General features: G+C 65.6%; 13 protein-coding genes. 9 read left to right on the top strand and 4 right to left on the bottom strand.

Going from position 1 to position 13,920, the window contains the following annotated elements; all coding sequences use genetic code 11:
* Positions 1-8 precede the first annotated feature (8 nt).
* Positions 9-614 carry a DNA-3-methyladenine glycosylase gene (locus ACVW1B_RS14020; RefSeq protein ID WP_456780501.1) on the bottom strand — a complete coding sequence of 202 codons (606 nt, stop codon included), beginning with the start codon at positions 612-614 and terminating at the stop codon, positions 9-11.
* A gap of 165 nt (positions 615-779) precedes the next feature.
* Between ACVW1B_RS14020 and lipA the strand changes: the two genes are divergently transcribed.
* The 3 genes from lipA to ACVW1B_RS14005 all read left to right on the top strand — a co-directional run bounded on the left by lipA (position 780) and on the right by ACVW1B_RS14005 (position 2,836).
* Positions 780-1,739: a lipoyl synthase gene (gene lipA / locus ACVW1B_RS14015; protein WP_038386732.1), complete on the top strand. Its 960-nt coding sequence runs from the start codon at positions 780-782 to the stop codon at positions 1,737-1,739.
* A 90-nt stretch (positions 1,740-1,829) separates the two neighbouring features.
* Entirely contained in the window at positions 1,830-2,369 is a 540-nt protein-coding gene (locus ACVW1B_RS14010) for a DNA topology modulation protein (protein WP_456821678.1), read from the top strand.
* Entirely contained in the window at positions 2,369-2,836 is a 468-nt protein-coding gene (locus ACVW1B_RS14005) for a type II toxin-antitoxin system RatA family toxin (RefSeq protein WP_456780503.1), read from the top strand. The genes ACVW1B_RS14010 and ACVW1B_RS14005 overlap by 1 nt, the downstream gene beginning before the upstream one ends.
* 86 nt (positions 2,837-2,922) lie before the next feature.
* Here the strand turns inward: ACVW1B_RS14005 and ACVW1B_RS14000 are convergent, their stop codons facing one another.
* The 3 genes from ACVW1B_RS14000 to ACVW1B_RS13990 all read right to left on the bottom strand — a co-directional run bounded on the left by ACVW1B_RS14000 (position 2,923) and on the right by ACVW1B_RS13990 (position 5,320).
* Entirely contained in the window at positions 2,923-3,318 is a 396-nt protein-coding gene (locus ACVW1B_RS14000) for a BA14K family protein (protein ID WP_456780504.1), read from the bottom strand.
* Between the two features lie 174 nt (positions 3,319-3,492).
* The gene (locus ACVW1B_RS13995) at positions 3,493-4,092 is read right to left on the bottom strand and encodes a CinA family protein (protein ID WP_038386736.1); all 600 of its coding nucleotides are present in this window, start codon (positions 4,090-4,092) and stop codon (positions 3,493-3,495) included.
* 1 nt (position 4,093) lies between these two features.
* Positions 4,094-5,320: a bifunctional 2-C-methyl-D-erythritol 4-phosphate cytidylyltransferase/2-C-methyl-D-erythritol 2,4-cyclodiphosphate synthase gene (locus tag ACVW1B_RS13990; RefSeq protein ID WP_456821677.1), complete on the bottom strand. Its 1,227-nt coding sequence runs from the start codon at positions 5,318-5,320 to the stop codon at positions 4,094-4,096.
* 285 nt (positions 5,321-5,605) lie between these two features.
* Between ACVW1B_RS13990 and dusB the strand changes: the two genes are divergently transcribed.
* From dusB to hfq, 6 genes are all read left to right on the top strand, one after another.
* On the top strand, positions 5,606-6,607 hold the full coding sequence (gene dusB / locus ACVW1B_RS13985) for a tRNA dihydrouridine synthase DusB (RefSeq protein WP_456823027.1): 1,002 nt from the start codon (positions 5,606-5,608) through the stop codon (positions 6,605-6,607).
* On the top strand, positions 6,604-7,779 hold the full coding sequence (locus ACVW1B_RS13980; RefSeq protein ID WP_026192783.1) for a two-component system sensor histidine kinase NtrB: 1,176 nt from the start codon (positions 6,604-6,606) through the stop codon (positions 7,777-7,779). Before dusB ends, ACVW1B_RS13980 begins: the two co-directional genes overlap by 4 nt.
* Positions 7,780-7,788: 9 nt before the next feature.
* On the top strand, positions 7,789-9,231 hold the full coding sequence (ntrC, locus tag ACVW1B_RS13975) for a nitrogen regulation protein NR(I) (protein ID WP_050419700.1): 1,443 nt from the start codon (positions 7,789-7,791) through the stop codon (positions 9,229-9,231).
* A gap of 189 nt (positions 9,232-9,420) precedes the next feature.
* A complete protein-coding gene (locus ACVW1B_RS13970) occupies positions 9,421-11,904 on the top strand; it encodes an ATP-binding protein (protein ID WP_456821676.1) in 2,484 nt (827 codons plus the stop codon).
* Positions 11,905-11,921: 17 nt separating this feature from the next.
* Positions 11,922-13,292 (top strand): nitrogen assimilation response regulator NtrX, encoded by a 1,371-nt coding sequence (gene ntrX / locus ACVW1B_RS13965; protein WP_028331957.1) that lies wholly within the window; start codon positions 11,922-11,924, stop codon positions 13,290-13,292.
* 376 nt (positions 13,293-13,668) lie between these two features.
* A complete protein-coding gene (gene hfq, locus ACVW1B_RS13960) occupies positions 13,669-13,917 on the top strand; it encodes an RNA chaperone Hfq (RefSeq protein WP_006020546.1) in 249 nt (82 codons plus the stop codon).
* Positions 13,918-13,920: the final 3 nt, after the last annotated feature.

The raw sequence follows: 13,920 nt of genomic DNA, 5'->3' as shown, positions 1-13,920 counted from the left end.
CGTGGTGCTCAAAACCGCTTGCTGAGGAATTTCGATCCCTTCAGCCCGTAGCGCCAGGGCAGGTCGACGGCCTTGGTGATGCCGATCCGCACCCCGGTGATGATTTCGGGCATTTCCAGGCGCGCATGGAGCGCGATCGGTGCGCGGTCGAGTGGCAATTCGCTGTGCGCGATGGTGATGCCGAGCGCCTCGCAGAGCTTGCCGGGCCCCGAGCACAGCGCGCGCTCGTCCTCCAGCCCGCGCCGCCTGCGCATCGCCGCGAGCCCATGGGTCGGCTCGATCGCGCGGATCAGCACGGCGCTGGCCGAGCCCGCTTCCTCGCAGACGAAGTTGACGCACCAATGGATGCCGTAGGAGCGGTAGACGTAGGAGAAGCCCGGCGGGCCGAACATCACCTGGTTGCGCGGGGTCGGCCCGCGGTAGGAATGCGCCGCCGGATCGGTGTGATGATAGGCCTCGACCTCGGTGATGATGCCGCCGGCGCCGCCGACCAGGAAGGTCGCGCCGATCAGGTCGGGGGCGACCTCGTGGACGCTGCGATCGAAGAAGGAGCGTTTCAGCGCCTTGCCGAGGCGCGGCGCGGTCGCGCTGATGGATCGGGGTTTTTGAGCCATTTTGAGGTGGGAATCGGCATGGAACGGGCCGCAAGACTGCCAATATATGGGCAGGTCTGCTAGGGTCGCGGGGCGGGTTGCGAGCCGCGTCAACACCGATTAGCTAAGCCCTTGGTTCGGAGCATTGATCTGCCTGGATCATGCTCCCGCGACTTGCAGGCATCCATGGTCACCATCGTCGATACCATCTCCACCACTCAGCTCCGCCCGCGGCACCCCGAAAAGGTCAACCGGCCGGATGCCGTGTCGCCGCCGAAGCCGGACTGGATCCGCGTTCGTGCGCCGAACACGCGCGGCTATGCAGATACGCGCCGGATCGTGAAGGAGAACGGCCTCGTCACGGTGTGCGAGGAGGCGGGCTGCCCCAATATCGGTGAGTGCTGGGACAAGAAGCACGCCACCTTCATGATCATGGGCGACACCTGCACGCGCGCCTGCGCGTTCTGCAACGTCAAGACCGGCATGCCCGGCGCGCTCGAGGCGAGCGAGCCGGAATACGTCGCGGAGGCAACCGCCAAGCTCGGGCTCAGTCATGTCGTGGTCACTTCGGTCGACCGCGACGATCTCGCCGACGGCGGCGCCGAGCATTTTGCCGAGACCATCCGCGCCATCCGCGCGCGCTGCCCGACCACCACGATCGAGATCCTGACACCGGACTTCCTGCGCAAGGACGGCGCGCTGGAGCGCGTGGTCGCGGCCAAGCCCGACGTCTTCAACCACAATCTGGAAACCGTGCCGTCGCGCTATCTGACGGTCCGTCCCGGCGCCCGCTATTTCCATTCGATCCGGCTGCTGCAACGGGTCAAGGAAATGGACCCGACTATCTTTACCAAGTCCGGCATCATGGTCGGCCTCGGCGAGGAGCGGCACGAAGTGCTGCAGGTGATGGACGACCTGCGCTCGGCCGAAGTCGATTTCCTGACCATCGGCCAATACCTGCAGCCGACCCGCAAGCACCACGCCGTGATGCGCTACGTGACGCCGGACGAGTTCGCAGGCTACGAGCGCGTCGCCTATACCAAGGGCTTTTTGATGGTGTCGGCGAGCCCGTTGACGCGCTCGTCGCATCACGCCGGCGAGGATTTCGCCAAACTGCAGGCGGCGCGCACGGCCCGCGGCCGCTAGATTTTTGCAAACGGCGGTAAGCCGGCGCCGTCACGCGCCGTTGCTTGATCGGGCCTTGACCGAACCTTGAGCGAACCTTGGACTGGACCAATGCAGCGCGTTCTGGTGATGGGATCGTCGGGATCCGGCAAGTCGACCTTTGCGCGGCGGCTGTCCGCGATGACAGGGATTCCGACCGTGTCGATCGATGCGCTGTTCTGGAAGCCGGGCTGGGTCGAGTCGGGCAGGGACGAATTCGAGCGCCGCATGACCGAAGCAGCCGAGGAGCCGCGCTGGATCATGGATGGGAACTACATGAGGCATGGTGCAGGGCAATTGCGCCGGGAGCTCTCCGATACGATCATCTGGTTCGACCTGCCGCGGTCGACCTGCATGCTCGGTATCTTCAGGCGGATAGCCGGGAGCTATGGCCAGGTCCGCCCGGAGATGGCGGAAGGCTGCCCTGAGAAGATCGATCTCGAATTCTTCCGCTACGTCTGGACCTATCGCCGGCAGCAGCGGCCGAAGCTGATCGAGTATTTTGCCGGCTTGCGGCCCGATCAATCGCTGGTTTGCTTCACCGATCGGGCGCAGGCGGATGATTATCTGAAGCGCCTCGCACTCGGGCAAAACCGTGCGAGTATCCACTGATGCCACGATTCTCAAGCAAGCGGCGGGTCCGGCACACCGCACCCCAAATGTTCGATCTGGTCGCCGACGTCGAGCGCTATCCCGAATTCGTGCCGCTATGCCATTCGCTCAAGATCCGCCAGCGCACGCCCAAGGACGACGGCACCGAGGTCGTGGTGGCGGACATGACCGTGTCCTTCAAGCTGGTGCGGGAAACCTTCACCAGCAAGGTGACGCTCGATCGGCCCAATCTGAAGATCCTGGTCGAATATCTGCGCGGCCCGTTCAGCAATCTGGAGAATCGCTGGAGTTTTGAGCCGAAGTCGGAAACCGAATGCGATGTCGGCTTCTTCCTGAATTACGAATTCAAGAGCCGGATGCTGGCGATGCTGATGGGCGCGATGTTCGACGCCGCATTTTCACGCTTTGCCGCGGCGTTCGAGAAGCGCGCGGATCAGGTCTACGGCAAGCCGCAGCTATCGACGTAGCGAAGCCGTCTCGTCTACATCCCTGGAACGCAAATGCCCGGCACGAGGCCGGGCACGACGGATGATGCGGGAGACCGTTCGCCGACTTACGGGCAGGATCGCCGCACGCCGCCGGATGCGATGTAGGTGCCCGAAGCCGGGTCGTAGGTGCGGAAACGCTGGGAGCAATAGGCGTCGTTGTTGGCCTTGGCTTGGCTCGCCGCAATCGCGCCGCCGATGATCGCGCCGGCCGCCAGCCCGCCGATGATCGCCGCGCCGTTACTGCCACGATCGCGATAGTAACCACCGCGGTAGCCGTATCCGCCGCGATAGCCGTAACGCGGACCACCGTGCCAGTGCCGATACTGCACATGCTCGACGGAGGTAGGCTCATCCTGCAATCGCGCGGGAGCGAGTGGTGCGGCGGACGAAGGCACAACAGTCGACAGCGTCATGGCGCCAGCGCTGATGGCGGCCACGACCAAAGTTCCCAACTTCATCATTTTCTCCTTGTTGTGGGATTTTGCTGTTGGACGAACAATCGAAACAGCAGAGTTGGAACAACATAAAGCGGCGAAGCCGCGTCAAAGTTCCATTTCAGGTAAGCGTCACCGGGCCGCACTTGACACAAGCCCGTGTAAGGCGGGCCGTGGCGCCACTCGACTTTGGGGGTGGGCCTATCCGCGCGGCGGCCGGCGGCGTTTCGCAGCGTGGCTCCGCGGCGACCGGGCCACCCTTGGCCGCAACCGGCTGGCGGCCTCGCGACGCGGCTTGGCGGCCTGCGGCGGGCGCGCAAGCTCCATCAGCATGCGCAAGGCTTCGACCACGGAGCGCTGCCGCACCGTGCTGCGGCCGATTGCGCCAAATCGCTGTTCACGATGAATGATGCGGCCGTCGCGCGCGGCGACGGCGAAATGCACCAGGCCGACCGGCTTGCCTGGTGTCGCACCGCCAGGGCCCGCGATGCCGGTGATCGAGACCGCAAGGTCGACGCCGGCCTTTTCCAACGCGCCGATCGCCATCGCGGTCGCGGTTTCCTTGCTCACCGCGCCGAACGTTTCGAGCGTCGCCGCCTTGACGCCAAGCATGACCCGCTTGGCCTCGTTCGAATAGGTCACGAAGCCGCGGTCGATCACGTCGGAAGAGCCGGGAATGTCGGTGAGCGCACCCGCGACCAGGCCGCCGGTGCAGGATTCGGCGGTCGCTATGGTCAGCTTGCGCATCCGGCACAGGTCGAGCAGCGAGCGGGAGAGGGCACGAGCGTCGCTGCCGCCCATGTCAGGCACTCCGGCCTTTATCGTCCCAGCCTTTATCGTCCCAGCCTTTATCGTCCCAAGGGAGACGGACCGTGGCGCTCGCGGTTGCCGCGATGCCTTCCTCGCGGCCGGTGAAGCCGAGTCGCTCGCTGGTAGTGGCCTTGACTGCCACGCGCGAGATGTGGACGCCGGAGATCTCCGCGATCTTCGCCCGCATGGTGTCGCGCAAGGGCCCGATCTTCGGCCGCTCGCAGATCAGCGTCACCTCGAGATTGGCAATCCGTCCGCCACGCGCGGTGACGCGCTCGACCGCGTATTTCAGGAACTGGTCGGAGGAGGCGCCTTTCCACTTGGCCTCGCTCGGCGGGAAATGCGAGCCGATATCGCCGTCGGCCAGCGCGCCGAGGATCGCGTCGACCAGCGCATGCAGCCCGACATCGCCGTCGGAATGGGCCAGGAATCCCTTCGTGTGCGGCACGCGCACGCCGCAGATCATCACATGGTCACCGTCGCCAAAGGCGTGCACGTCGTAGCCGGTGCCGGTTCTGATGTCGCCGAGCTGGCTTGCGAGCCGCGCTTCCTCGCGCACGAAGTCCTCGGGTGTGGTGAGTTTCATGTTGGCAGCATCACCTTCAAACGTCGCAACCGTCAATCCCGCCCACTCGGCAAGCGCCGCATCGTCGGTGAAATCGGAGCGGCCATCGCGCGCCGCGCGACGATGCGCCTCCAATATTACGTCGAAGCGAAAAGCCTGTGGCGTCTGCGCGATCCGCAGGCGCGCGCGCTCCGGCGTCGCCTCGACGTCGCCGGCATCGCCGGTGAGCTTGATCGTGTCGGTGACGGGAATCACGGGGATCGCAGCGCCGGTCCGGCCGGCCGCGGCGATCGCGCGCGAGATCACGGCTGATGTGACGAAGGGGCGCGCGGCATCGTGGATCAGCACGATGTCCGGCTTTTCGCTTGCGAGCGCCTCGAGCCCGGCATGGACCGAGGCCTGCCGGGTCGCGCCGCCCGGCGTCGGCGGCCGATGGCGGAGGCCTGCGACTGCTTCATCGAACAGCGCGGTGTCGTCAGGATTGACCACAGGCTGCACCGCAAACACGTCCGGATGTCCGGAGAACGCCTCCATGGCGCGGTAGATCACCGTCTGTCCGCCGATCGTCCGGTATTGCTTCGGCCCGCCTGCGCCGGCGCGCAGTCCACGGCCGGCTGCGACAAGGATGGCTGCGGTACGCTCAGGCTTCGGCATTTTGAACCAGTGACAGACGAATCGGGGATGAGGGGGACGGCGAGGATCGCCGCGCACAGCCCTTAGCATGACCGCTGCGCAAAAACAGAGCGTTTGCCGATGACTGTGGGAAAAGCAGATTTTGTTGCAGTGCACCTGCACTGATGATAGGAATGTCTAAACCGTAGGCATGAGCCTTGACTGCACAAGAATTGTGCGCAGAATAGGCGACGTCAGCTGCAATGGCGTGGCTGACAGAACGACGAGACGGCTGTGACCGGCGTGCAAAGTACTCCTCGTAACCCATTGAAGATCGGCGATATTGCTGTCGCCAACCGGGTTCTCCTCGCGCCCATGTCCGGCATCACCGATGCGCCCTTCCGGCGACTCGTTGCCACTTTGGGCGCCGGCCTGGTGGTCTCCGAGATGACCGCCAGCAACGATCTGGTGAACGGCAAGCCGATGTCGAAGCTGCGTTGCGAGGCAGCCGGGGTCGGGCCGCATGTGGTCCAGCTGGCGGGCTGCGAGACCCACTGGATGGCGGAGGGCGCACGGATCGCCGAAGGCGCCGGCGCCGACGTCATCGACATCAACATGGGCTGTCCGGCCCGCCACGTGACCGGGGGCCAGTCCGGCTCGGCCCTGATGCGCGACCTCGACCACGCGATCACGCTGATCGAGGCGACGCTGTCGGCGGTCAAGGTGCCGGTGACGCTGAAGATGCGGCTCGGCTGGGATGACCGCTCGCTCAATGCGCCGGAACTGGCGCGCCGCGCCGAGGACGCCGGCGTGCAGATGATCACCGTGCATGGCCGGACCCGCTGCCAGTTCTACAAGGGCGAGGCGAACTGGAACGCGGTGCGCGCGGTCAAGGACGCCGTCACCGTCCCGGTCGTGGTCAACGGCGATATCACCTCGTTCGACAAGGCTGTCAGTGCGCTCGAGATGTCGGGCGCCGACGCCGTCATGATCGGCCGCGGCGCACAGGGGCAGCCCTGGCTGCCGGGACAGATCGGCCGTCGCCTCGAGACCGGGATCGCCGAGGCCGCGCCGTCGCTCGCCGAGCAGCTCAAGCACGTTCGCGCGCTCTATGACGAGGTTTGCAGCCACTATGGCCTGCGCATCGGGCTCAAGCATGCACGCAAGCATCTGGGCTGGGCGCTGGAGGCTGCTGCGGCCTATAGCTGCGCGCCGGCCGCGACATTGAAGGCCTGGCGGCAGGCCATCCTGACCGCGGAAGAGCCGTCCAGCGTGCATCGCTCGCTTGCCGACGCCTACGAGGATTTTGCCTGGAGTGCTGCCGCATGACGTCAGCCATGGAATTCCGCCGGCCGGTGCCGACTGACGGGGAGGCCATTCTCAATGCGCTGCCCAATCCGGTGCTGCTGGTCGCACCCGACGGGCGGATCGTCGACGCCAATATCGCAGCCGAATCCTTCTTCGAGATCTCGACCCAGTTCCTGCGCCGGCAATCGCTGAAGGAGCTGGTGCCGTTCGGCAGCCCGCTGCTGGCGCTGATCGAGCAGGTGCGGACGAGCGGCTCGCCGGTCAACGAATACAAGGTCGATCTCGGCACGCCGCGGATCGGCGGCGATCGCCAGGTCGATCTGCACGTTGCGCCGCTGACCGAGCGGCCCGGGCATATCGTGGTGATGCTGCAGGAGCGCACCATCGCCGACAAGATGGATCGGCAGCTCACCCACCGCAGCGCGGCGCGCTCGGTGATCGCGCTGGCGGCGATGCTCGCCCACGAGATCAAGAACCCGCTGTCGGGCATCCGCGGCGCAGCGCAGCTTTTGGAGCAGCAGGCCTCCTCCGAGGACCGGCTCCTGACGCGGCTGATCTGCGACGAGGCGGACCGCATCGTGACGCTGGTCGACCGCATGGAGGTGTTCGGCGACGACCGCCCGGTGGCGCGCGGTCCGGTCAACATCCATTCCGTGCTCGATCATGTGAAGCGCCTGGCGCAGTCCGGCTTTGCCCGCAATGTCCGCTTCATCGAGGACTACGATCCGTCGTTGCCGCCGGTGCTGGCCAACCAGGACCAGCTGATCCAGGTGTTCCTCAACCTCGTGAAGAACGCGGCCGAAGCGGTGGCCGATCTCGGCACCGATGCCGAGATCCAGCTCACCACTGCGTTCCGGCCGGGCGTGCGGCTGTCGGTGCCCGGCAAGAAATCGCGGGTCTCGCTGCCGCTGGAATTCTGCGTCAAGGACAACGGCTCTGGCGTGCCGGAAGACCTGCTGCCGAACCTGTTCGATCCCTTCGTCACCACCAAGCAGACCGGCAGCGGGCTCGGCCTCGCGCTGGTCGCCAAGATCGTCGGCGATCACGGCGGCATCATCGAATGCGAGTCGCAGCCGCGCAAAACCACTTTCCGCGTGCTGATGCCGATGTACAGCGCCGCCAAGCAACTCGACCAAAGCAACCGCGATGACGTTCCGGGTACGTCCTCGCCTGCCTCTCAGGATGCACGATGAGGAACACCAATGCCTGCAGGTAGCATACTTGTCGCTGACGACGACACCGCCATCCGGACCGTCCTGAACCAGGCGCTGTCGCGCGCCGGCTATGAGGTTCGCCTCACCGGCAATGCCGCCACGCTGTGGCGCTGGGTCAGCCAAGGCGAGGGCGATCTCGTCATCACCGACGTCGTGATGCCCGACGAGAACGCGTTCGATCTCTTGCCGCGGATCAAGAAGATGCGGCCGAATTTGCCGGTCATCGTGATGAGCGCGCAGAACACGTTCATGACCGCGATCCGCGCCTCCGAGCGCGGCGCCTACGAATATCTGCCGAAGCCGTTCGACCTGAAGGAGCTGATCACCATCGTCGGCCGCGCGCTGGCCGAGCCGAAGGAGCGGGTCTCCAGCCCTGCCGACGACGGCGAGTTCGACTCGATCCCGCTGGTCGGCCGCTCGCCGGCGATGCAGGAAATCTACCGCGTGCTGGCGAGGTTGATGCAGACCGACCTCACCGTGATGATCTCGGGCGAATCCGGCACGGGCAAAGAGCTGGTCGCGCGCGCGCTGCACGACTACGGGCGGCGCCGCAACGGCCCGTTCGTCGCGGTCAACATGGCGGCGATCCCGCGCGACCTGATCGAATCGGAGCTGTTCGGCCATGAGCGCGGCGCATTCACCGGCGCCAACACCCGCGCCTCCGGCCGCTTCGAGCAGGCCGAGGGCGGCACGCTGTTCCTCGACGAGATCGGCGACATGCCGATGGAGGCGCAGACCCGGCTGCTCCGCGTGCTGCAGCAGGGCGAGTACACCACGGTCGGCGGCCGCACCCCGATCAAGACCGACGTCCGCATCGTCGCCGCCTCCAACAAGGACCTGCGCATCCTGATCCAGCAGGGCCTGTTCCGCGAGGACCTGTTCTTCCGCCTCAACGTGGTGCCGCTGCGGCTGCCGCCGCTGCGCGAGCGCATCGAGGATCTGCCCGACCTGATCAGGCACTTCTTCTCGCTCGCCGAGAAGGACGGCCTGCCGCCGAAGAAGCTCGACGCCCAGGCGTTGGAGCGGCTCAAGCAGCACCGCTGGCCGGGCAACGTCCGCGAGCTGGAAAACCTCGCGCGGCGGCTCGCCGCCCTCTATCCGCAGGACGTCATCACGTCTTCCGTCATCGACGGCGAGCTGGCGCCGCCCGCGGTCACCTCGGGCAGCACGGCGACCGTCGGCGTCGACAATCTCGGCGGCGCGGTCGAAGCCTATTTGTCCTCGCACTTCTCCGGCTTCCCGAACGGCGTGCCGCCGCCGGGCCTCTACCACCGCATCCTCAAGGAGATCGAGATCCCGCTGCTGACCGCCGCGCTGGCGGCGACTCGCGGCAACCAGATCCGGGCCGCCGACCTGCTCGGGTTGAACCGCAATACGCTGCGCAAGAAGATCCGCGACCTCGACATCCAGGTCTACCGGAGCGGCGGCTAGGGCTGCCAGGGCGGGGCGCGAGCCTCGCTTCAAGCTCGCTACCGTTATTGAGTAGTCACAAATGGTTTTGGGGACACGGCGCCGCACCAGGGGTTTGCGCCGCGGAAATGTCGCAATTCGGCAACATTGTGATATGATTGCATCAGTTCGCAATTCCCGCGGGCGATCGCTCTCAGCTCAATTGCCGGTATGACCAGCGCAGAGACCACCGCTTCAACATTACGCGCCCCGTCGGCCGAGCCCAATGCAGAGGCGCGGGGCTTCCCGCTGCGGCGCTGGCTGGCGCCGTTTGCCGTGGCCATCGCGCTGCTGTCCGCCTTCCTGACCTTCGTGGTGCTGACCGGGCTGACCCCGATCGAGCCCACGTCCGAGGTGGTCCGCTCCTTCCTGATGATCAATGCCGGCACCATCCTGCTGCTGGTCGGCATCATCGTCCGGGAAGTCTGGCAGATGGTGCAGGCGAGGCGGCGCGGCCGGGCGGCGGCGCGGCTGCATGTGCAGATTGTCGGCCTGTTCTCGGTGATCGCGGTGCTGCCCGCCGTGCTGGTGTCGATCGTCGCCAACGTCACCATCGAGCGCGGCCTCGACCGGCTGTTCTCGGGTCCCACCAAGCAGGTGATCCAGAATTCGCTGACCATCGCCAGTGCCTACATGCAGGAGCACGCCCAGCTCATCAACGGCGACACGCTGGCGATGGCCAATGACCTCGCCCATGCCCGGCCGCTCTACGACCAGGATCGCATGACGTTCCTGCAGCTGATGACGGCCGGCGCCGAGTCGCGCAATCTTCCGGTCGCGGTGCTGATGGACAAGGACGGCAAGATCGTCGCCAGCGCCGAGACCGGCGTTCGCCTGAACTACGAGGCGCCGCCGCCCGACATCCTGAAGGACATCAACGAGACCGAGCCGAAGATCTCGGTCTTTCCGGAGAACTACGTCGCCTCCGTGGTCCGCCTGCGGGCCTATGACGACATGTTCCTGTATGTGGCGCGACTGCTCGATCCGGCGGTGGTGGCCCAGCTCAAGCAGACCCAGACCAGCGCGGCCGAATATGCCCAGCTCGAGACCCGCAGGCTCGGCATCCAGGTCGCGTTCGCGCTGATGTTCGCGGTGATCGCGCTGACCATCCTGATGGCCTCGGTGCTGATCGGGCTGAACTTCGCCAACGGGCTGGTGTCGCCGATCCGCCAGCTGATGGGCGCGGCGAGCGAGGTCTCGACCGGCAACCTCAATGTCCAGGTGCCGGTCAACAAGTCGGAAAGCGACCTCGCGCTGCTCGGCGAAATCTTCAACAAGATGACCCAGGAGCTGCGCACCCAGCGCAACGAGCTGGTCGACGCCAGCGAGACCATCGACAGCCGCCGCCGCTTCATCGAAGCGGTGCTGTCGTCGGCCTCTGCCGGCATCATCGGGGTCGACGCCTCAGGCACCATCGGCGTCCTCAACCGCTCGGCGGAGAAGCTGATCGGGCACGCCGAATCGGAGACGCTCGGCCATCCGCTCTCGGACGTGCTGCCCGAGCTCGACGAGATGATGAAAACCGCGCGCGAGGGAACGCAGCGCCTGGTGCAGGGGCAGGTCACGATCCTGCGCGACGGCCATGAGCGCAATCTGTCGGTCCGCGTCTCGGCCGAGCAGACCAGCCAGTCGCGCGACAGCTACATCATCACACTCGACGACATCACCGAGCTGGTGTCGGCGCAGCGCACCTCGGCCTGGGGCGACGTCGCCCGCCGCATCGCCCACGAGATCAAGAACCCGCTGACCCCGATCCAGCTCTCCGCCGAGCGCATCCGCCGCAAGTTCGGCAAGACCATCACCGAGGAGAAGGACAAGTCGATCTTCGAGCAGTGCACCGATACCATCGTGCGCCAGGTCGACGACATCAGGCGGATGGTCGACGAATTCTCGCGCTTTGCGCGGATGCCGAAGCCGGTGATGGAAGGTGAGGACGTCGCCGACGTGGTGCGCCAGGCGGTGTTCCTGATGAAGGTCGCCCATCCCGATCTCGACATCGAGGCCGACATCAAGCAGTCGCCGCTGCCCGCCCAGTTCGACCGCCGGCTGATCTCGCAGGCGCTGACCAACATCATCAAGAACGCCACCGAGGCGATCGAGCAGGTGCCGCGCGAGGAACTCGGCAAGGGCCGCATCGACGTCGTGGCGCAGCGCGAGAACGACGACATCCTGATCGACGTGGTCGACAACGGCATCGGCCTGCCCAAGGTCGCCCGCGCGCGCCTGCTCGAGCCCTATGTCACGACCCGGGCGAAGGGCACCGGCCTCGGCCTGGCGATCGTCGGCCGCGTTCTGGAGGACCATGGCGGCCGCATCGAGCTCAAGGATGCCTCCGATTTCCGCGACGGCCAGCGCGGCGCCTGGATGCGGCTGCGCTTTGCCGTCACGGGCCAGGCGGCCAAGCCGGAGAACAAGCCCGAAAGCAAGGACCAAAAACCGGACGTCAAACCGGACAAGACCGAACCGGACCGTGAAAAAAATCCGCCGGAGGAGCCGACCAACGGCCCGGCACAAGCGACCAACAATGAACCAAAAATCCAAGAACCGACCCAAGAACCAATCCAAGAACCTATCCGATATCCCGCTGATCAAGGGCCAAACAATCAAGAGCCAAATGCGCAAAAGCCAAAATTCAAAGCCGCGACGAGCGACTGACAAGGCAGGTGTAACCCATGGCAAGTGACATTCTGATTGTCGACGACGAAGCTGACATTCGCGACCTCGTTGCGGGTATTCTGGACGATGAGGGCTTTTCCACGCGCACCGCGCGCGACAGCGACTCGGCGCTCGCCGAGATCGCCAACCGCCGGCCCAACCTTGTCTTCCTCGACATCTGGCTGCAGGGCTCCAAGCTCGACGGCCTGCAGTTGCTCGAGCAGATCAAGAAGGACAATGCCGATCTGCCCGTCGTGATGATCTCGGGCCACGGCAACATCGAGACCGCGGTCGCCGCGATCAAGCGCGGTGCCTACGACTTCATCGAGAAGCCGTTCAAGTCGGACCGGCTGATCCTGGTCGCGACCCGGGCGCTGGAGACCTCGCGGCTCAAGCGCGAGGTGAAGGAGCTCAAGCAGCTGGCTCCGGCGGCGAGCGTCCTGACCGGCCGCTCGGCCTGCATGAACCAGCTGCGCCAGACCATCGATCGCGCCGCCAAGGCCAACAGCCGCATCCTGATCGTCGGTCCCTCCGGCGCCGGCAAGGAGCTTGCCGCGCGCACGCTGCACCATGCCTCCGGGCGCGCCGAGGGGCCGTTCGTGGTGATCAATGCGGCCGCGATCACGCCGGAGCGCATGGAGATCGAGCTGTTTGGCATCGAGGGATCGAACGGCGAGCAGCAGCGCAAGGCCGGCGCGCTCGAGGAGGCGCATGGCGGCACGCTGTTCATCGACGAGATCGCGGACATGCCGCGCGAGACCCAGAACAAGATTCTGCGCGTGCTGGTCGATCAGACCTTCCAGCGCCAGGGCGGCACCGGCAAAGTCCATGTCGACGTCCGCATCATCTCCTCGACCGCGCGCAATCTCGAGGAGGAGATCGCCGCAGGCCGCTTCCGCGAGGACCTCTATCATCGCCTCTCGGTGGTGCCGATCCGGGTGCCGCCGCTGTCGGAGCGTCGCGAGGACATCCCCGAGCTGATCGACTATTTCATGGACCAGATCTCGGCCGCCACCGGCCTGCCGAAGCGGCAGATCGGGCAGGACGCGATGGCGGTCCTGCAGTCGCATGTCTGGCCAGGCAACGTCCGCCAGCTCCGCAACAATGTCGAGCGCGTGATGATCCTCGCCGGCGGCGGGCCGGAGGCGATCATCACCGCCGACATGCTGCCGCAGGACGTCGGCTCGATGGTGCCGGCGATGCCGACCTCCAACAATGGCGAGCACATCATGGGCCTGCCGTTGCGCGAGGCGCGCGAGGTGTTCGAGCGCGACTATCTGATCGCCCAGATCAGCCGCTTCTCCGGCAATATCTCGCGCACCGCGGAGTTCGTCGGCATGGAGCGCTCGGCGCTGCATCGCAAGCTGAAGGCGCTTGGGGTCGGCTGACCCCGGCGCGGCAGGCCGGCAGGTCCGCCGGCGGCTCGGAGCGAAGCCCCTGCGGTCACCCCGCCGGGGAGCCGACAGGCGGCTCTCGGGGCGGTTTGGATCGATCAGCGGGGCGAGGGCGGGGCCGGTACAACCGGGGATTTATCCACTCTCCACGAGAATATTCGTCTCTTTCCCCGCACTTTCTTAGAATTGCCACCGTGTTCCTACCGACTGCACCGCGAACTGGCTTGCCTAAAAACCGCGCGTAGCCTCTAATCCTACCGCTATGCCTGCCGGAGGGGGATCTCGTGGCAGGTGGGCAGCCGGAGGAGGCTCCGTCAGAGAGCAACAACCGGTTCAATAAAAAGAAGCACAAGCTTGCGGGACAAAAACAATGGCGGCAGACCGCGCACAAAATCTACAAGACACCTTCCTTAATCACGTTCGTAAAACCAAGACGCCACTGACGATATTTCTGGTCAACGGAGTAAAGCTGCAGGGCATTGTCACATGGTTCGACAATTTCTGCTTGCTGCTGCGGCGCGATGGTCACTCGCAGCTGGTCTACAAGCACGCGATCTCGACCATCATGCCCGGAGCTCCGATTCAGTTGTTCGAAGGTGGTGAGGACGCACCGGCTTGAGAG

It is taken from the genome of Bradyrhizobium sp. USDA 4502 (assembly GCF_054063355.1).
This window is presented reverse-complemented; position numbering and strand designations above follow the sequence as displayed.